Source organism: Streptomyces sp. DH-12, from assembly GCF_002899455.1.
Taxonomy (GTDB): Bacteria; Actinomycetota; Actinomycetes; order Streptomycetales; family Streptomycetaceae; genus Streptomyces.
Genome location: NZ_PPFB01000001.1, coordinates 2056755 through 2075248, shown reverse-complemented (window position 1 = coordinate 2075248; position 18494 = coordinate 2056755). Strand labels below are relative to the sequence as shown.

Below are 18494 nucleotides of genomic sequence, written 5' to 3'. Positions count from 1 at the left end.
CGACCCGCGCCCGGCCGGGCGCGGAGCGCTCCCGGGGACGCCGGACGGAGGAGGTGGAGAGGCGCGGTCCCGGGAGGCGCGGCGCCGGGCTCAGGCGCTGTCGTCCGGGCCCGCGCCCGGCCGGCCGGCGCGGTGCCGGGTGCCGGGGAGCATCTCCTGGACCTTCGCCTTCAGGCCCTGCCGCACCATCGAGCCGCGGTCGCTGTCGCCCTTGAGGATCGCGGCGGCCGCCGCCTCGATCTGGTCCAGGGACGCGTGCGGCGGGATCGGCGGCACCGCCGGGTCGGTGCGGAAGTCGATGACGAACGGCCGGTCCGCGGCGAGCGCCCGGTCCCACGCGGCCTCGACCTGCTTCGGCTTCTCCACCCGGACCCCGTCCAGGCCCATGCGCCGGGCGATGTCCGCGTACGGCAGGTCCGGGATGGCTTGCGACTCCTCGAACTGCGGCGCGCCGGACATGGCCCGCATCTCCCAGGTGACCTGGTTGAGGTCGCCGTTGTTCAGCACGGCGACGATCAGCCGGGGGTCGGACCACTCGCGGTAGTACTTCGCCGCCGTGACCATCTCCATCATGCCGTTCATCTGCATGGCCCCGTCCCCGACCAGGGCGATGGCCGGCCGGTCGGGGTGGGCGAACTTCGCGCCGATGCAGTACGGCACACCGGGGCCCATCGTCGCCAGCGTCCCGGACAGCGAGCCGCGCATCCGGCCGCGCAGCCGCAGATGCCGGGCGTACCAGTTGGCGGCCGAGCCGGAGTCGGCGGCGAGGATCACGTCGTCGGGCAGCCTGCCGTCCAGGGCGTGCACCACGTACTCCGGGTTCACCGGGTCCGCGCTCACGGCGGCGCGCCGCTGCATCACCTCCCACCAACGGGTGACGTTCTCCTCGACCTGCTCCCGCCAGGTCCGGTCCTCCTTGCGGTGCAGGCGCGGCAGCAGCCGTCGCAGGGTCTCGCGGGCGTCGCCGACCAGGTTCACCTCGTTCGGGTAGCGCAGGCCGATCATGTGCGGGTCGATGTCGATCTGCACGGCCCGCGCCTGGTCCAGCTCCGGCAGGAACTGCGTGTACGGGAAGCTGGACCCGATCATCAGCAGCGTGTCGCAGTCCCGCATCAGCTCGTACGAGGGGCGGGTGCCCAGCAGCCCGATGGAGCCGGTGACGTACGGCAGGTCGTCGGGCAGGGCGTCCTTGCCGAGCAGCGCCTTCGCCACCCCGGCGCCCAGCACGTCCGCGAGCCGCTCGACCTCCTCGCGGGCGCCGCGCGCGCCCTGCCCGATCAGCACGGCGACCTTCTCGCCCGCGTTCAGCACGTCGGCGGCCCGCTGGAGGTCCTCGTCGGCGGGGACCGGCGCGTACCGGCCCAGGCCGAGGCTGGAGGGCACCATCTTGAAGGCGTGCGTGGGCGGGCTGTAGTCCATCTCCTGCACGTCGCCCGGCAGGATGACCGCGGTGACCGTGCGCCGGGCGTACGCGGTGCGGAAGGCGCGGTCGATCAGGTTCGGCAGCTGCTCGGGGACCGTCGCCGTCTCGCAGAAGTCGGACGCGACGTCCTTGAAGAGCGCGGCGAGGTCCACCTCCTGCTGGTAGGAGCCGCCCATGGCGCTGCGGTTCGTCTGCCCGACCAGCGCCACGACCGGGACGTGGTCCAGCTTGGCGTCGTAGAGGCCGTTCAGGAGGTGGATCGCACCGGGGCCCGAGGTGGCGGCACAGACACCCGCCTTGCCGGAGAACTTGGCGTAGCCGACGGCCTGGAAGGCGGACATCTCCTCGTGCCGCGCCTGGACGAACTTCGGCTCGTTGTCCGCCCGCCCCCAGGCGGCCAGCAGTCCGTTGATGCCGTCGCCCGCGTAGCCGAAGACATGGTCGACGTCCCAGTCGCGCAGCCGCTGGAGGATGAAGTCGGACACCTTCGTGCTGGCCATGCGGACTCCGTTTCTGCTCCCGCCGGCGGACGGCCGGCGCCGGGACAGGGGGGCGCGGCGCGGCCCCGGGCGTGCGGGGCGCGCCACCGCGCGGGTAACCGGGCGGACGGGCGGGAAACGTCGGGGGAGGGCGGGGTGCGTGACCCGGACCGGCGGGGTTACCCGTCCGGCATGACTGACACACGGCCACTCGCATTGATCACCGGCGCGTCCAGCGGCATCGGCCTCGAGCTGGCCGGGCAGTTCGCGTCGCACGGCTACGACCTCGTGGTGAACGCCGAGGACGAGGAGCTGGAGGGCGCGGCGGAGAAGCTGCGGGAGTCGGGCGCGGAGGTGCGCGCGGTGCGCGCCGACCTGCGGACCGGCGAAGGACGCTTCCTGCTCCTCGACGCGCTCGACGGCCTGACCGTCGACGTCGCCGTCCTCAACGCCGGGGTCGGCCAGGGCGGCGCCTTCGTGGACACCGACCTCACCGACGACCAGGAGGTCATCGACCTCAACGTCACCGCGACCGTGCGGCTGGCCAAGCCGCTGCTGCGGGCGATGGTGGCGCGCGGCGCGGGACGGCTCGCCTTCACCTCTTCCGTCGCCGCCCAGATGCCCGGCTCCTTCCAGCCGGTCTACAACGCCTCCAAGTCGTTCGTGCAGAGCTTCGCGCAGGCGCTGGCGGAGGAGGTGAAGGACACCGGGGTGACGGTCACCGCCTTCATGCCGGGCCCGACGGAGACGGAGTTCTTCGACCGGGCCGACATGACGGACGACACCCGCATGGGCTCCATGAAGAAGGATCCCCCGGCCCAGGTGGCCGAACAGGCGTTCGAAGCGATCGTGAAGGGCGAGAAGAAGGCCGTCACCGGGTCGCTGATGACCAAGGCGCAGGGCCTGGCCGGGAAGGTGCTGCCCGACGGCGTGAAGGCGGCGGCCCACCGGCGGCTGGCCGAGCCGGGGACGGGCGACGGCCCGCGGGACTGATCCGGGCGGCCGGGCGTTTCGGCCCGCGCACACGAGACACCCGGTGAGCGGCAGGCGCACCGAGGCGCAGGCGACGCAAGGAGGAAGCCGATGTCGAATCCGCAACAGCCCGAGCTGCGGCGCAGCGACAAGGGCGGGGGCACGCCGCAGGACAGCGGAGCCCGCAAGGCGTCCCAGCCCGGCCGGGGCGAGGGCGGGCGCGCCCACGGCACCGACCGCGGCAACAAGGGCGGCGGCCGGGGCGGCGGCACGCCCCCGGAGCAGCAGCCGGACCACCCGGCCTGAGGGGCCGCCGGCCGACGGCGGGGGCGCTGTGCACGAGCGGCGCCCCCGCCGTCGTGCGGTACGCGGGCGTGAACGGCGCCCGCGTACCGCCGGTTCGCGCCGCCCGACGCCCCTCGACGCCGTCCGTCTCTCAACTGCCCTTTCCCCACCGTCGGTTAGGCTGACACGGGGCGTTGCACGGGGGTGGACGGCACGGTGACGGTGACGGGCGGCAAGACGACCGCCGCGGCGGTGCTGCCCGGGGTGCTGCGCCGGCGCCTCGCGGTCGTCGCCGCCCTCGCCGCGTCGGTGGTCGTCGTGCTCGGGGTCCGGTACGCCGGTGACGACGGGCCCGGCCGGACGGACGCGCGGATCGGGGAGGCGGCGTACGGGGCCGGGGCGCCGTGGTGGCACATCGCCTCCGCGACGGACTTCCTCGGCGACCCGGCGGGCGCGCTCCTGCTGCTCACGGCCGGTGTCATCGGCTGCCTGATGGCCCGCCGTCCCCGCGCCGCCGTACTGCTCCTCGCCGGACCCGGGCTGGCCGTCGGGGTCACGCGGCTGCTCAAGCCGCTGGCCGCCCGCACCATCCACGGCGACGAGAACCTGGCCTACCCGAGCGGGCACACCGCCTTCCTCACCGCCCTGGCCCTCACCCTGGCGCTGCTCGCGGCGGGGCGGCACGGGCTCGGGCAAGCCGCCGGCACCGCCCTCGCGCTGGGCGCCGCCTTCGCCGCCGGAGCCGTCATGGGCTGGGCGCAGGTCGCCACCGGGGCGCACTACGCGACCGACACCGTGGGCGGTTGCTGCACCGCCCTGGCGGTGGTGCCGGCGGCGGCGTGGGGAATCGACCGTACGGCCGACTCCCTGCGCCGCCGCGCGCGTTGACGGCTTGCCTCACGCCCTCCGCCGGAACACCGGCCGTACCGGCCTGCCCCCCAGCCACGGTGTCGGGTCACCCGCGTCCAGCGCCTTGCGGTAGACCGCGCACGCCTGGCCGACCACGTCCACCGTGCGGTCGATGTCGGACTCCTCCAGCGCGTTGCTCACCACGAACGACGGGGCGAGCACCCCGCCCGTCAGCAGGCGGCGCAGGAACAGCGTCCGGTACTCCTGCGACGGCCGTCCCCGCGCGTCGAGCGTCGCGAAGACCAGGTTGCTCGCGCGGCCCCGGACGACCACGTGCCCGGCGACGCCCATCGCGGCCGCCGCGTCCCGGACCCCGGCGGCCAGCCGCTCGCCCAGCGCGTGCAGCCGCGCGGTGACGCCCTCCTCCACGTACGTGGCCTGCACCGCCATCGCCGCCGCCAGGGCGTGCGTCTCCGCGCCGTGCGTGGTGGACAGCAGGAACACCCGGTCGGCGTCGTGGCGCAGCCCGCCCCGCTCCATCAGCGCCCGGCGCCCGGCCAGCGCGGACACCGCGAAGCCGTTGCCCAGCGCCTTGCCGAAGGTGGAGAGGTCGGGGGTCACCCCGTACAGGCCCTGGGCGCCCGCCTCGGACCAGCGGAAGCCGGTGATCATCTCGTCGAAGACCAGCACGCAGCCGTGCCGGTCGGCCAGGTCGCGCAGCCCGGCGAGGTAACCGGGCGGCGGCTCGGTCTGGGCGGCGGGCTCCAGGATCAGGCAGGCGATCTCGCCCGGGTACCGGTCGAACAGCTCCTCCGTGGCGGTCAGGTCGCCGTAGGGGAAGGTGACCGTCAGGTCCGTGGTCGCCCGCGGGACGCCCGCCGGCATCGGGGTGGTGCCGATGAACCAGTCGTCGACCGAGAAGAACGGGTGGTCGGCGCAGAGCGCCACCCGCGGGCGCCCGGTGACGGCGCGCGCCAGACGGACCGCCGCCGTGGTGGCGTCGGAGCCGTTCTTCGCGAACTTGACCATCTCGGCGGTCGGCACCGTGGCGAGGAACCGCTCCGCCGCCTCCGCCTCCACCACCGACGGGCGCACGAAGTTGCTGCCGCGGTCGAGTTCCCGCCGCACCGCCTCCAGCACCCGCGGATGGGCGTGGCCGAGGCTCACCGACCGCAGCCCCGAGCCGTACTCGATGTAGCGGTTGCCGTCGACGTCCCACACATGGGCGCCGCGCCCGTGACTGATGACCGGCGCCAGGTCCTGCGGGTACTGGTCGTCGCCCTTGGCGTACGTGTGCGCCCCGCCGGGGACCAGCGCGTGCAGCCGTTCGTTGACCGCCTGCGACAGCGGCAGCCGCAGCTCCTCCCCGCTCACGACGGCCCCACCGCCGTCCGCCGCTCCGCCGGCGTCCTCAGCGCCTCCGCGAGACCCGGCGCCTTGCGGTCCCGTTCGGACGTCACCGTGACCGGCAGCGGCCAGGGGACGGCCAGGTCCGGGTCGTCGAAGGCGATCGTCACGTCTTCCGCCGGGTCGTGCGGACGGTCGATCCGGTACGACGTGTCGGCGGTCTCCGTCAGGGCCTGGAAGCCGTGCGCGCAGCCCGCCGGGACGTACAGCGTCGCCTGCGTGTCGCCGGACAGCTCGAACGTGGCCCGGCCCCGGTACGTCGGCGAGCCGGGCCGCAGGTCCACCACCACGTCGAAGATCCGCCCGTGGGAACAGCGCACCAGCTTGGCCTCGCCCTCGCCGGACCGCAGATGCATGCCGCGCACCACGCCCCGCACCGACCGGGAGAGGCTGTCCTGGACGAAGGCGTCCGGGTCGATGCCCACGGAACGCACCACGTCCGCGTCGAACGTGCGGCAGAAGAAGCCGCGCTCGTCGGTGAACGGCGTCGGCTCGAACAGGAACGCCCCGGCGATCGCCGGGACCTCGGTCACCTTCATGGGGTCTCCTGTCGTGCGGGGGTGGGGGCGGGGCCGGGCCCCGGGATCAGGGCGGACAGCGCGGCGAACTGCTGCCGGACCCGCCCGACGAGCACCGGGCCCCGTCCGGCGAGGGTCCGCCGCACCGCCGACCGGTTCCGCTCCAGCTCCCGGAACTGCTCCAGCAGCCGGCCCGCGTCGATCTCGCGCGCCGCGTGGCAGTACTCGCCCACACCCATGTCCGCCATCAGCCGGTCGCTCTTCGCCGCGTAGCTCAGGGCGAGCACCGGGGTGCCGACCTTCAGCGCGCAGACCAGGTTGTGGTAGCGGGTCGCCACCACGGTGTCCGCGACCGCCATCTCCTTCATCAGGTCGCCCAGGGACGCCGTCGCGGCGGCGGTGACCAGCGGCGAGTCCACCGCCTCGAGGATCGCCTCGGTCACCGGCCGGTCGACGTCGTCGCCGGTGAGCAGCCGCACCGGCCTGCCCTCCGCGGCCAGGGCGCGCACGAACCGCGTGGTGCCGTCCAGGTAGCGGCGGCGCAGTTCCTCCGCCCGGTCCCGCTCGTCGTTGTTCCCGCCGAAGTCCATGACGCCCACGCACACCGGTCCGGGCGGTCCCGTCGGGTCGCCCGGCGGGGGAGTGGGCAGGGCGAACACCAGGTCCGTGTAGACCTCGTCGCCCCGGGTGTCCACGCCCGTCGCCCGCATCGCGTCCCGCGACAGCGTGTCCCGGTACGACCGGTACGCGGCCAGCCGCGCCGCCCACCGGGTCAGCGCCCGCACCGCCCGGCTGCCGGTCTCGGACGCCCCGACGCCGACCAGCGCGACCGGGGTGCCGAGCAGCCGCCCGGCCGCGCACACCAGGAACAGCGAGTACGGCATGCCCCACGGCCGCAGCGGCAGCGTGCTCTCCAGGATGCCCGTGCCCGGCACGACCACCACGTCGTGCCGGCGCACCCAGGCCGCGATGCGGAAGGCGTCCACGAGCTTGCCCGCGCCCTTGCCCGCGACGTCCTTCAGACGCGAGGCGGTGCGGTACTCCCCGCGGTACCAGTGCAGCCGGGCCGCCGGGACCCCGTACCGGGCCGTGACGGTCTCGGGTCCGCCGCACAGGGCGTCCAGGGCCGCGTCCGGGTGCGCGGCGCGGAGGTGGCCCAGCACGGCCTCCAGCGACCCGTCGTTGCCGACGTTCCCGGAGCCGAACAGGCCGAAGATGCCCACACGAGGGGACGTCACGCGTCCCTCCTCTCGCGGCCGGCGACCAAGGCGTCGACGGAGACGCCCAGCGCGTCCGGGCCCACCGGGGCCCGGTCCTCGACCCGCTCGCCCGCGCCCGGGCGGACCCGGCTGGTCGCCCACGAGACCAGATGCCGGTAGCAGGCACGCCGGTCGGCGGGGGACAGCGGCGCCCGTTTCACCGCCGACACGAACCCCCACACGTACTCGGCGAGCAGCCGGGGTGTCGGGTGCAGCGGTCCCGCCCGGCGCGGGTCCAGGTTGACGCAGCGGGCGCGCTTGGAGGGGTTCGCCCGCTCGGCGCGGGTGGGGTGGTCGCGGCGGAAGTACAGCAGCTCCGGCACCTGGTGGAAGGGGCCGTGCAGAGTGATCTCGGCGACGAACGTGCGGTCCGCGTGGTGGTAGCTGTCGTGCGGCTTCACCCGGCGCAGCACGTCGGCGCGCATCACGCCGTAGAAGTCGTCGCCGCCCGGCTCGAACAGCAGGCTGCGGAACCGTTCGGGCGCGTGCGGCGAGCCGGTGTTCAGCGTGTACGCGTAGGGCACCTTGACCTTGCCGCCCTCGTCGATGACGGCCTGGTCGCTGTGCGCGAGGATCACCTCCGGGCGTTCGTCGAGCGCCTCCACGCAGCGCTTCAGCAGGTCACGGGCGTACAGGTCGTCGTGCGAGGCCCACTTGAAGAGCTCGCCGCGGCACTGGGTGAAGACGTAGTTGTGGTTCGGCGCGGCGCCGATGTTCCGGGGCAGCCGGATGTAGCGGATCCGGGAGTCCCGCTTCGCGTAGCGGCGGCAGATGTCCTGGGTCCCGTCGGTCGACGCGTTGTCGGTGATGACCAACTCGAAGTCCTCGTACGTCTGGCCGAGCAGGGCCTCCAGCGACTCGGCGAGGTACTCCTCGCCGTTGTACACGGGAAGGCCGATGCTCAGCCGGGGTTGCGCGGTCATGACGTCCTCACTTCACGGATGAGAGATCTCGGTGGTGCTCGCGCAGGGCGATCCTCAGATGCAGCCACCACGCGGCCGAACCGCACACGGACGCGGCGGCGGCGCCCCAGGCCGAGCCGACGGTGCCGCCGAGGGCCGCACCGCCGATCCCGAGGCCCACGTAGCAGACGGAGGCGAAGATCTGGCACCGCAGACTGAGCCGGGCCGCGCCGAGCGCGCGCAGCCCGGCGGCCGCTCCGGTGCCGACACCGGCCCCCGCGACACTGAGGGTGGCTGGCACGATGAGTTCCGCGGCGGCGGGCCAGACGTCGCCGAGGACGAGTTCGCCCGCCCGGTCCGGCATCAGCAGCAGCACGCCGCCCCACAGCAGGGCGGCGACCGCCTGACCGCCGCCCAGGAACAGGCAGAACCGGCCCAGCCGGTGCGGGGCCTGCCGCAGCATCCGCGCCGCCTCCGCCACGGTGACCAGCGTCAGCCCCATCAGCACGGCCAGGAACGGGCCCTGCAGCAGCTCGGCGCCCCGGACGACGCCGACCGCGCCGACGCCGACGATCGCGCCGAGCCCGTACGCGCGCAGCTGGCTCGCGCCGCTCACGCACGTGTTCTCGGCCAGGTACCGGTAGCCCAGGTCACGGTGGTCGCGGATCCACGCCCGGGCCCCGGCCGGCCGGGGCAGGATGCCGGACTGCGCCCAGCCGTACGCCCCCGCCACTGCCGCCGACCCGCCCCAGGCGAGCAGGAACGCGGACACGGTGCCCACCTGGGCCGCCACGACCATGGCGGGGATCAGCGCCACGCCCCACACCACGTCGTTGACGAACGCCTTCCGGCCGACGCCGGCCGCGAAGAACGAGTACCGCCAGGCGTCCTGCAGCAGCAGGCCGGGCAGCACCACGCCCAGGCAGCCGAACGCGGCCCCCACACTGCCGCCGAGCAGCGGCCACAACGCCAGGCACGGCACGCCGACGACCGCGCCGACGCCCAGCGAGGTGCCCGTGGAGCGGGCCACCGCCTGCCGCCAGGACGCCTCGGACACGCCGCTGAACCGCACCACGAGCGGGTCGGTGGCCAGACCCCGGGAGACGCTGAGCACCACGCCGTAGGTCACCCAGGCCAGGCTGAACACGCCGAACGCGGTCAGGCCCAGCGAGCGCGCCACGTACACGCCCACGACGAAGTTGGACAGGCTGGAGGCCGCCTGGTCGGCCAGCCCCCACGACAGCCGGCCCGCGACGGCCCGCGTGACGGTGCGGGCCGGCCGCTCCGGCGCTGTCGACGTCCCGTCCCCCTCGGCGGCCACCGGTCTCACGCCTTGACCAGTCCGGCGCCGTGCAGGGCGTCGGCCGCCGCGGCGACGGTGTCGAACGGCAGACCGGCCCGCTCGGCCACGTCCAGCAGACCGTGCTCGCCGTCGGAGAGGCTGAGCACCCACAGCATCGCCAGCTGGGCCTCCTGCGCGTCGCTGCGGCCGCCGAGCGCCCCGTAGAGGCCGCGCCGGCCCAGCTGCGGCTCCCCGTACGGGCTGAGGTTGACGTACCGGCGGTTGCGGTCGAGCACGGCGAACGCCTCCCGGCAGACGGCGAGGGTGTCCTCCATCGCCTCCGGGGACACGAAGTCCAGGTCGTCCGCCGAGGTGTGGTACTCCGGGTAGCCGGCGTACGGGGTCCGGCTGAGGGAACCCACGCCGAGGTCGAAGCCCGGCGAGCAGAACTGCCGCTCGTCGTAGCCGTAGGGCGTGAACTCCCGTATCTCGTGCGGGCGTCCGGAGGTCCGCAGCACGTGGCGCATCACCCGGTCGATCTCCGCGTCCCCGCGCCTGCTCCGCTTGTACGTCAGCGAGCCCCGGTCGCCCGCGCACGCCAGCACCAGCCCGTGCTTCACCCGCTCCACCTGCCCGGCGTTGCGGGCCAGCCAGGTGATCGCCCCGATGGTGCCGGGCGCGAACAGGAACCGGTACGTGTAGTACGGGGCGCGCTGCGCGAGGGACCGGGCGAGGAACACCGCCACCGCGATGCCGGCCAGGTTGTCGTTGGCCAGCGACGGGTGGCAGACGTGACTGGAGACGATCACCTCGTCCGGCACCCGCCCCGGCACCACGTGCTCGGCGTAGGTGAGGTGCCCGTCCGCGAGGGTGGAGTCGATCCGCACCTCGTACTCGCCGTCCGGCAGCGCGTCCAGGGTCTCCTGCGCCAGGCAGAACCCCCAGTCCGGCTTGTAGTAACTGGTCCGGTACGGCACCCACGTCGGGTGCTCGGGCAGGGTGTGCAGGTGCGGGCGCAGCTCGGACAGCGGCATCCGCGCCGCCACCGGCACGCTGTACCCGAGCACGTGCAGGCTGGAGTCGGCGAGGTCGACGACCCGCCGGCCGGACGGGTCGGCGATCCACGCCTCCCGGACGTTCCACTCCTGCGGCACGGTCCAGTCGAGCACCTGCGTGCCGGTGGGCACCTCGCGCACCTCCAGCGGCAGGTGCTCCCCGACGATGTCCAGGGTGGCGCGCACCCCGTCGCCGGTGATGCTCCGGCACAGCGGGTACATCCGCTCCACCAGGGCGTGCATCTCCTCGCCCGGCGTGGTCACGACCGCCACCGCAGGGTGTCGTCGACCGTGCCCGCGCCGGACGCCGCGCGCAGCACCGCGAGCCGGGTGAACCGCTGCTCGAACGCCTCCCGGGTCAGCCCGTGCGTCCGGTAGGCGTCGGCGAGTTCCAGCGCGCCGCGCTTCACGGTCCACTCGCACTCGAAGCCGGGGACCGCCGCGCGGAACCGGGAGAAGTCCACCCGGTAGGAGCGCGGGTCGGCGCCCGTCTCCCCGGTGATGACCACCTTGGAGCCGTCCACCGCGTCCGCGACCTGCTGGGCGATCTCCGCGACCGTGACGTTGTTGGCCTCGCTGCCGATGTTGAACGCCCGGTCGTGCACCGCCTCCCGCGGCGCCTGGAGGGCGGCCGTGAACGCGCGGGCGATGTCCTCGGCGTGCACCAGCGGACGCCACGGCGTGCCGTCGGACAGCACCAGCACCTCACCGGACAGCAGGGCGTGGCCCACCAGGTTGTTCAGCACGATGTCGGCGCGCAGCCGCGGCGAGTACCCGAAGGCGGTCGCGTTGCGCATGTACACCGGGCTGAAGTCGTCGTCGGCCAGCTCGTGCAGGTCGTCCTCCACCCGCACCTTGGACTCGGCGTACGGCGTCACCGGGCGCAGCGGGGCGTCCTCGGCCACCAGCTCGTCGCCGCCCGCCGCGCCGTAGACCGAGCAGGTCGAGGCGTACAGGAAGCGCCGCACCCCCGCGTCGCGGGCCAGCCTCGCCAGCCGCACGGACGCGTGGTGGTTGATGTCGTAGGTGAGTTCCGGCGCCAGCGCCCCCAGCGGGTCGTTGGACAGGGCGGCCAGGTGGATCACGGCGTCCACCCCGGCCACGTGGTCGGCCGTGACGTCCCGCAGGTCCACCCGCGTCCCCGGAGGGTCCGCGGGGTCCGGCCCCAGCACGCAGTCGGCGAACAGGCCGGCGTCCAGCCCGACCACCTCGTGTCCGGCGGCCGTGAGCACCGGGGCCATCACGGTGCCCAGATAGCCCTGGTGTCCGGTGAGCAGTACGCGCAAGGTTTCAACCCCCCAGGTCGACAGTGAGTTTGGTGACGGCGAACGCCTCGGCGTAGCGCACGTTGCTTTCGATGCCGCGGATCCGGGCGAGCCCGAGGAAGGCCTCCCGGTCGTACCAGGGCCGGTGCCGCTGCGAGGGGTAGTGCTCCTGCAGCAGCCGCACCTTGTCCTCGGCCGTCTCCGGCGCCAGCGGCTGGTACACCACCGGACGGCCCAGGTCCCCGTCCCACTTGACGATCTCGTAGCCGAGCACGAGATGGTCGCGGAACGCGGTGGTGATCAGCTTGGCCAGGCCGCGGTGGTCCTGGTGCGCGTCCTCGGTGCGCGGCGCGAGCACCAGGCCGGGCTCGGTGCGGGCACGCAGCTCCTCGACCGCCGCCTTGACCTCCGCCCAGTGCGCGGGCAGCCGGCCGTCGGGCAGCTTGTCCACGGTCAGCCTGAGGTCGGCGCCCGGGCAGAACGCGGCGAGCGCCTCGGCCTCCTCCTGCTCGCGCTCCGTGCCGCCGCCGGTCAGCACCAGCGCGTCGACCCTGAGGCCCGGGCGGGCCCGGCACAGGGTCAGCAGGGTGCCGCCGGCGCCGATGGCGATGTCGTCGCAGTGCGCGCCCACCGCGACGATCCGCTCCAGCCGTCCGGTGCCCAGCCGGATCACGCGCTCACCCCCGTCTCCGCACGCCGCCGTTCCCACACGGCCCACGGCCGGTCCCCCCGGGCGTAGGCCTCGTCCAGGGCCGTACGCTCCTTCACGGTGTCGGTCGGCTGCCAGAAGCCGCGGTGCTGCTGCGCGACGAGCCTTCCCCGCTTGGCCAGTCGGGCACACCCGTCGGCGACGAGATCTCCGTTCTCGGGGATGTGGTCGAAGATCTCCTGGCGCAGCACGAAGTAGCCGCCGTTCTCCCACAGCGGCAGCTCGCTCACCGGGGTGATGCCGCCCACCAGGCCGTCCTCGCCCAGCTCGACGCAGTGGAACGACGACTGCGGCGGCACCACCATCATCGACGCGCCCGCGTCCCGGCGGGAGAACCGGTCGATCATCTCCGGCAGCGGGGCGTCGGTGAGCACGTCCGCGTAGTTGGCGAGGAACATCTCGTCGCCGTCCAGGTGGTGCCGCACCCGGCGCAGCCGCTCACCGATCGGCGACTCGATGCCGGTCTGCGCGAACGTGATGGTCCAGTCCGCGATGTCGGTGGACAGCAGCTCGGTGCGGCCGCCGCGCAGCACGAAGTCGTTGGACGTGGTCTCCTCGTAGGTGAGGAAGAAGTTCTTGATGTGGTGGGCGCCGTAGCCCAGGCACAGGATGAACTCCTTGTGCCCGTAGTGCGCGTAGTAGCGCATCACGTGCCAGATCAGCGGGCGCGGGCCGACCATCGCCATCGGCTTGGGGATGTCGTCGTTCGCCCCGGCGCGCATGCGCATCCCGTAACCGCCGCAGAACAGTACGACCTTCATCGCTCGACCTCGACAATGCTCAGTTCCGGGATGGGGAAGACCAGCCGGCCGCCCCACTCGTGCACGTACGCCAGCTGTTCGACCAGCTCGGCGCGCAGGTTCCAGGGCAGCACCAGCACGTAGTCCGGCCGGTCGGCGGCGATCCGGTCCGGGGGCAGGATCGGGATGCGGGTGCCGGGCGTGTACCGGCCGTGCTTGTAGGGGTTGCGGTCCACCGTGTACGGCAGCAGGTCGGGCCGGATCCCGCAGTGGTTGAGCAGCGTGTTGCCCTTGCCCGGCGCGCCGTACCCGACGACCGTCTCGCCGCGCTCGGCCGCGTCGACCAGGAACCGCAGCAGGTCCCGGCGCACCTTCGCCACCCGCGCGGAGAACTCGGTGTACCCGGACAGCTCCTGGAGCCCGGCGGCCTTCTCCCGCGCCAGCACGTCGGCCACCCGGCGGCTCGGCTCGCCGGCCGCCTCGCCGGGGCGGGCCCACAGGCGCAGCGAACCACCGTGCGTGGGCAGCAGCTCCACGTCCACCAGCGTCAGCCCGCCGCTCGCCAGCGCCCGGATCGCGGACGCGACCGTGTAGTACTGGAAGTGCTCGTGGTAGATCGTGTCGTACTGGTTCTCCTCGATGAGGGTCAGCAGGTGCTGCACCTCGATCGACACCCAGCCGTCGTCGGCGACCAGGGCGCGCAGCCCCTTCGTGAAGCCGATGACGTCGGGGATGTGCGCGTACACGTTGTTGGCGACCACCAGGTCGGCCGGCCCGTGCTCGGCGCGCACGGCGGCACCCGTCTCGGGGCTCAGGAACGCGGTGAGCGTGGGCACGCCCGCCTCCCGCGCCGCCGCCCCGACGTTCACCGACGGCTCGACGCCCAGGCAGCGGACGCCCCGGTCCACCACGTGCCGCAGCAGATAGCCGTCGTTGCTCGCCACCTCCACCACGAAGGAGTCCTCGCCGAGCCCCAGCCGCGCGGCCGCGTCCTCGACGAACACCCGCGCGTGCTCCACCCAGGAGGAGGAGTACGAGGAGAAGTACGCGTACTCGCTGAACGTCTCCTCCGGCGTGATCAGCGGCGGTATCTGCGCCAGCCAGCAGTCCGTGCACACCCGCAGGTGCAGCGGGTACGTCGGCTCCGGCGCGTCCAGCCGGTCCGCGGCGAGAAAGCTCTCGCACGGCGGGGTCGCCCCCAGGTCGACGACGCTCTCCAGCGCCGTCGCACCGCACAGTCGGCAACGTGTCATCTGCTTCCCCCATCCCGCTCGCGCGGGTCCCCCCGGCGCGAGCCCGTGTGCGTGTCCCCTCGCGGCGGGGCCGCCCCGCCGCGTCCCGCGATCGCCGCGCGGTACCCCTCCTCCAGGCGCTCCAGCCCGACCTCCGGGCTGAAGCCCCGCTCGTACCGGAGCCGGGCGGCCCGGCCCATGTCCCGGTTGCGTTCGTCCTCCGCGGTGATCCGGCGCAGCGCGGCGGCCAGCGACGCGGCGTCGTCCGGCCGGTGCAGCAGCCCGGTCACCCCGTCCTCGACCAGCTCGGTGAAGGCGCCGTGCCCGGCGGCGACGGCCGGCACCCCCGCCGCCATCGCCTCCACGACGACCAGCCCGAACGCCTCCTTCCACGTCGACGGCGCCACCACGGCCACCGCCTCCGCCACGGCCCGGCGGCACCGCACCCGGTCGTACAGGCCGACGTGGCGCACGTCGTCCCGGCCCGCCGCCCAGGCCGCCACCTCCGCCTCCAGCGGGCCGGTGCCGGCGATCACCAGCGGCACCCCCACCCCGCCGGCGGCGGCGAGCTCGTCCCACGCGGCCATCAGCAGCCGGACACCCTTGACCTCCGCGAGCCGCCCCAGGTACAGCAGGTGCTCGCCCGGACCGGTGCGGCGCACGTCCGTCTCGGGCACGAAGTTGTGCTTCACCACGAGCCGTTCGGCCGGCATCCCGGCGTCCACCAGCACCTCGCGCTGCGCCGCCGAGATGCAGAAGAACCGCTCCACGCCCGACCACCAGCGCCGCCGGTTGACCGACAGGCTCACCGCGAGCGGCACCGTCGCCAGCGCGCTGCCGCGGTAGCAGCCGTGCCGGACGGCGGGCAGCGGCGCCCGGCCCACGCACGCGGTGCACGGCGAGCCGTCCCGGTGCAGGGTGCCCGGCGGGCACACCTGGGTGTAGTTGTGCAGCGTGGCGACGGCCGGCACCCCGGCGTCCGCGCAGGCGGCGATCACCGCGGGCGACAGCAGCGGGAAGACGTTGTGGAGGTGCACCACGTCCGGCCGCTCGGCGCGCAGCCGCTCCGCCAGCCGGGCGCGCACCGCCGGGTTCCACGGCACCAGCAGCGGTATCGCGGCCTTGGCGGGCAGCGAGCGGGCGGCGATGTCGTCGCTGCGCCGCTCGAACACCCCGACCCGGTGGCCGCCCTCCCGCAGCAGCGCCACCTCCTGGTCGACGACCTTGTTCTCCCCGCTCGGCTGTGCCGACGCGTAGCGGTTGTGCACCACCATGACGTGCATTCACACCACCTCCTTCCCGGGGACCGGCCGCGCGACGGGCCGCCGGGCGGGTTCCGGCGCCGGCGGCCCGGACCCGGGCGCCGGCCGGGCCGCGGGGGACACCAGCAGCGAGGCCGCCACCGCCAGGTGCAGCAGGTACGGCGAGGCGTCGCCCAGACCGGCCTCGGTGTACGAGGCGATCCCGCAGTAGGTGATCAGGAACAGCGCGCAGGCCCGCGCCGGTGACGGCGGCCGCAGCAACGCCACCGTGGCCAGCACCAGCACGAACGCCGCCACCAGCGTCACGCCCAGCAGGCCCTGTTCGTGGTAGACGGCCAGCCAGCTGTTGTCGATGGGCAGCCCGTCGAACGACTTGTCGCCCAGCCCGACGCCGAACAGCCGCTCCGCTCCCGTCCGGGGCGCGTCCAGCAGCGCCCCCCACACCTTGGCCCGGCCGGTGAGGGAGGAGAAGTTCTCCTCGGTCTGCCCGCGCAGGAACCACGCCTGGAGCAGGGGCCCGAACGCGACCGCGGCGACGGCGGCGCACAGCACCGCCCGGCCGAACCAGCGGCGGGCGACGGCGCTGGTCGGCATCATCGAGCCGATCGCCACCACCAGACCGGCGAGCAGCCCGATGGTGGCCGTCCGGGTGTGCGTCAGGGCGAGCAGCGCCAGCGACGGCACGATCACCAGCGCGGCACTGCGCCCGTCGGTGCGGCGGCCCAGCACCAGCAGCACGGCGAGCCCCACGACCACCGCCGCGTACTGCCCGATCTGCGGCGGCGTCAGCGGCCACAGCGCCCCCACCAGCCGGCCGCCGTAGAGGTCGGGCAGGGCGGCGCCCGGCGACAGCAGCAGCCCCGCGGCCACCGAGCACAGCACCAGGAAGTACCAGCGGACGTGGAACCGTACGAACGCGGTGGAGCCGTCCCACCAGCGGCTGAGCAGCCACAGCGTGGCGACGAACACCGCGAACCGGCCGCAGCGGAACAGCGCCCCGAAGCCGGCGCTCAGGTCCGCGCTGGAGATCAGGCTCGGCACCAGCAGCAGGCTGAGCAGCAGCAGGAACGCGCTGGCCCGCACCCGCAGCCGCAGGTTGAGGGCGAGCGCCAGCACGAACGCGGCGACCAGCGCGCCCATCGTGACCATCTGGATCAGCGACCGGGGCAGCGGCACGATGGTCACGGCCCCCGTGGAGCCGAGGGTGTTGAGGACCAGCAGCCCCCACACCGCCTGGACCGTCCTCGGCGTGTGCTCCACCCGCACGTCAACCACCGTCCCCGGCGCGGTAGACGCTCCCCGCGTCCTGCCGGTACGGCGCACCCCGCCACTCCTCGAAGCCGAGCTCCCCGCTCGGGTCGTGGGCGACGAACGTCCACGGCCCCTCGTAGACGTTGTCCCGCCAGCGGTTGTGCTGCTTCAGCGTGATGGCGTCGGCCACCTTCTCGCCCATGTACGGCGACCAGTCCGGGTAGGTGCCGTAGTTGGCGAGCACCGCCATGCGGTCGCACCCGGACGTGCAGTCCACCGCCGACTTGTCCAGCAGGAACCGGTTGTGGTGAATGTCCACCCGCTGGGTCCGCCACCGGCAGTCGGCGTAGAGCGGCGCGGTGGCGATGCCCGGCCGCGAGCAGCGGTCCATGTCCTCGACGAGCAGCGTGCAGTCGCCCGAGGAGGTGTTGGCGGGGCTGTTGCAGAACCGGTCGGCGTTCTCCCACAGGGTGATCGCGTTCCAGTTGTCCTCGAAGACGTTCCCGGTGATCTCCAGTTCGTCGGTGCGCGCCCGCACGCGGGGCTCGCCGCCGGACTCCGACACGTAGAGGGTGGCGAACGGGAAGGTGTCGCCGCGCTCCGCGTACCGCCGGCCCTCGACCCAGTTGTTCCGCCGGATCGTGTTGTTCCGGACGACCGCGTTGTAGCTGGTCTCGTACATCAGCGCGGCCCCGTGGTTGTCCTCCAGGACGTTGCCCTCGATCAGGAAGTCGTTGTTGTTGGTGTCCGCCCACAGGCCGGTGCCGCGGTTGTCGTGCACCCAGTTGCCGCGCACGTCCGCGCCGTCGACGGCCCAGAACTTCACCCCGCCGGTGCAGCCGCAGCCGGGCCGCTTCCGCTCCCAGTCGTGCCGGTTGTTGCCGGTGATCTCGTTGCCCTCCAGCACCAGGTCGCGCAGCGGACCCGACCCCTTGTACGCGTTCATGCCGTACTGGCCGTTGCCGCGCAGGCAGTTGGCCCGCACCCGCTGGCCGGAACCGGCCATCAGCCCGGCGCCGGAGTTGAACTGGATCCTGGAGTGCTCGATCACCCAGCCGTCGGCCGAGTCGTGGTTGACCACACCCTCGTCGTGCGGCGCGACGAACCCCTGCACGGTCAGGTGCCGGAGGGTGACGTCGCGCGCGCCGCCGCCGAAGGCGTACTGATTCGTCCTTCGGCCGTCGAGCACCGCGCCGGGCGCTCCGAGGTAGGTGTTGCCCTCCTTGGGCTCCACCTGGGCGTACCGGTCGTCGGCCAGACGGTGCCTGCCCGGCCGCAGCCAGAAGGTGGTGCCGGCCGGGCGGGCGTCGGTCTTCGCGGAGAGGTCGCCGGGCACCGCGGGGTCCACGGTCACCGCGCCGGCCGGCGCCTCCGCCGGTCCGGGCCTCGGCCTCTCGCACACCCGGGGCACGGTCCGCGGCGCCCCGGCGGTGTCCCCCGGCTGCGTGCGCGCGTCCGGCCTCGACCGCGCGTCCGGCTTCTTCGCCGTCCCGGGCCGCTGCTCGCAGCCGGCGGTCGCCACCAGCGCCAGCGCCAGCCCGGCCGCGGACGCCCAGCGCCGCCACCGGCGCACGCCCCCTCCTCCACGCGGACCCATCGCAGCC

The 18494-nt window shown here is 74.0% G+C and carries 17 protein-coding genes; 3 read left to right on the top strand and 14 right to left on the bottom strand.

From position 1 onward, the window contains the following. Positions 1–90: 90 nt before the first annotated feature. Positions 91–1923: a thiamine pyrophosphate-requiring protein gene (locus C1708_RS08150; protein ID WP_106412025.1), complete on the bottom strand. Its 1833-nt coding sequence runs from the start codon at positions 1921–1923 to the stop codon at positions 91–93. Between the two features lie 171 nt (positions 1924–2094). On the opposite strand from C1708_RS08150, the gene C1708_RS08145 reads away from it, so the two are divergent. From C1708_RS08145 to C1708_RS08135, 3 genes are all read left to right on the top strand, one after another. Next, complete coding sequence (locus C1708_RS08145) at positions 2095–2895, top strand: SDR family NAD(P)-dependent oxidoreductase (RefSeq protein WP_106416214.1); 801 nt, start codon at positions 2095–2097, stop codon at positions 2893–2895. 90 nt (positions 2896–2985) lie between these two features. After that, entirely contained in the window at positions 2986–3180 is a 195-nt protein-coding gene (locus C1708_RS08140) for a hypothetical protein (protein WP_106412024.1), read from the top strand. A 183-nt stretch (positions 3181–3363) separates the two neighbouring features. Further along, complete coding sequence (locus tag C1708_RS08135; protein WP_106412023.1) at positions 3364–4047, top strand: phosphatase PAP2 family protein; 684 nt, start codon at positions 3364–3366, stop codon at positions 4045–4047. Between the two features lie 9 nt (positions 4048–4056). On the opposite strand, the gene C1708_RS08130 is transcribed toward C1708_RS08135, so the two are convergent. From C1708_RS08130 to C1708_RS08070, 13 genes are read right to left on the bottom strand one after another with little or no spacing between them, the layout of a single operon-like run. Next, positions 4057–5382, bottom strand: a complete 1326-nt coding sequence (locus tag C1708_RS08130) for a glutamate-1-semialdehyde 2,1-aminomutase (RefSeq protein WP_106412022.1) — start codon at positions 5380–5382, stop codon at positions 4057–4059. Continuing rightward, positions 5379–5954, bottom strand: a complete 576-nt coding sequence (gene rfbC / locus C1708_RS08125; protein WP_106412021.1) for a dTDP-4-dehydrorhamnose 3,5-epimerase — start codon at positions 5952–5954, stop codon at positions 5379–5381. The genes C1708_RS08130 and rfbC overlap by 4 nt, the downstream gene beginning before the upstream one ends. Then, a complete protein-coding gene (locus C1708_RS08120; protein WP_241911201.1) occupies positions 5951–7171 on the bottom strand; it encodes a polysaccharide pyruvyl transferase family protein in 1221 nt (406 codons plus the stop codon). Before C1708_RS08120 ends, rfbC begins: the two co-directional genes overlap by 4 nt. Further along, positions 7168–8115 carry a glycosyltransferase family 2 protein gene (locus tag C1708_RS08115; protein WP_106412019.1) on the bottom strand — a complete coding sequence of 316 codons (948 nt, stop codon included), beginning with the start codon at positions 8113–8115 and terminating at the stop codon, positions 7168–7170. The genes C1708_RS08120 and C1708_RS08115 overlap by 4 nt, the downstream gene beginning before the upstream one ends. Before the next feature lie 7 nt (positions 8116–8122). After that, on the bottom strand, positions 8123–9415 hold the full coding sequence (locus tag C1708_RS08110; protein WP_106412018.1) for an MATE family efflux transporter: 1293 nt from the start codon (positions 9413–9415) through the stop codon (positions 8123–8125). A 5-nt stretch (positions 9416–9420) separates the two neighbouring features. Beyond that, a complete protein-coding gene (locus tag C1708_RS08105) occupies positions 9421–10704 on the bottom strand; it encodes a DUF4910 domain-containing protein (RefSeq protein WP_106412017.1) in 1284 nt (427 codons plus the stop codon). Beyond that, complete coding sequence (locus C1708_RS08100; protein WP_106412016.1) at positions 10692–11717, bottom strand: NAD-dependent epimerase/dehydratase family protein; 1026 nt, start codon at positions 11715–11717, stop codon at positions 10692–10694. Before C1708_RS08100 ends, C1708_RS08105 begins: the two co-directional genes overlap by 13 nt. Positions 11718–11721: 4 nt before the next feature. Next, a complete protein-coding gene (locus C1708_RS08095; RefSeq protein ID WP_106412015.1) occupies positions 11722–12369 on the bottom strand; it encodes a PIG-L deacetylase family protein in 648 nt (215 codons plus the stop codon). Continuing rightward, positions 12366–13166 (bottom strand): glycosyltransferase family protein, encoded by an 801-nt coding sequence (locus C1708_RS08090; RefSeq protein WP_106412014.1) that lies wholly within the window; start codon positions 13164–13166, stop codon positions 12366–12368. Before C1708_RS08090 ends, C1708_RS08095 begins: the two co-directional genes overlap by 4 nt. Further along, on the bottom strand, positions 13163–14398 hold the full coding sequence (locus C1708_RS08085) for a class I SAM-dependent methyltransferase (RefSeq protein ID WP_106412013.1): 1236 nt from the start codon (positions 14396–14398) through the stop codon (positions 13163–13165). The genes C1708_RS08090 and C1708_RS08085 overlap by 4 nt, the downstream gene beginning before the upstream one ends. After that, complete coding sequence (locus C1708_RS08080) at positions 14395–15660, bottom strand: glycosyltransferase (RefSeq protein ID WP_106412012.1); 1266 nt, start codon at positions 15658–15660, stop codon at positions 14395–14397. Before C1708_RS08080 ends, C1708_RS08085 begins: the two co-directional genes overlap by 4 nt. Next, entirely contained in the window at positions 15661–16914 is a 1254-nt protein-coding gene (locus tag C1708_RS08075) for an O-antigen ligase family protein (RefSeq protein WP_437077068.1), read from the bottom strand. It lies immediately after the preceding gene. Continuing rightward, complete coding sequence (locus C1708_RS08070) at positions 16907–18487, bottom strand: right-handed parallel beta-helix repeat-containing protein (protein WP_106412010.1); 1581 nt, start codon at positions 18485–18487, stop codon at positions 16907–16909. Before C1708_RS08070 ends, C1708_RS08075 begins: the two co-directional genes overlap by 8 nt. Positions 18488–18494: the final 7 nt, after the last annotated feature.

Bases quoted from the DNA above. Each gene is read 5' to 3' on its own strand.
- C1708_RS08150 (WP_106412025.1), bottom strand. From the start codon at position 1,923: ATGGCCAGCACGAAGGTGTCCGACTTCATCCTCCAGCGGCTGCGCGAC.
- C1708_RS08145 (WP_106416214.1), top strand. From the start codon at position 2,095: ATGACTGACACACGGCCACTCGCATTGATCACCGGCGCGTCCAGCGGC.
- C1708_RS08140 (WP_106412024.1), top strand. From the start codon at position 2,986: ATGTCGAATCCGCAACAGCCCGAGCTGCGGCGCAGCGACAAGGGCGGG.
- rfbC (WP_106412021.1), bottom strand. From the start codon at position 5,954: ATGAAGGTGACCGAGGTCCCGGCGATCGCCGGGGCGTTCCTGTTCGAG.
- C1708_RS08115 (WP_106412019.1), bottom strand. From the start codon at position 8,115: ATGACCGCGCAACCCCGGCTGAGCATCGGCCTTCCCGTGTACAACGGC.
- C1708_RS08090 (WP_106412014.1), bottom strand. From the start codon at position 13,166: ATGAAGGTCGTACTGTTCTGCGGCGGTTACGGGATGCGCATGCGCGCC.
- C1708_RS08085 (WP_106412013.1), bottom strand. From the start codon at position 14,398: ATGACACGTTGCCGACTGTGCGGTGCGACGGCGCTGGAGAGCGTCGTC.
- C1708_RS08080 (WP_106412012.1), bottom strand. From the start codon at position 15,660: ATGCACGTCATGGTGGTGCACAACCGCTACGCGTCGGCACAGCCGAGC.
- C1708_RS08070 (WP_106412010.1), bottom strand. From the start codon at position 18,487: ATGGGTCCGCGTGGAGGAGGGGGCGTGCGCCGGTGGCGGCGCTGGGCG.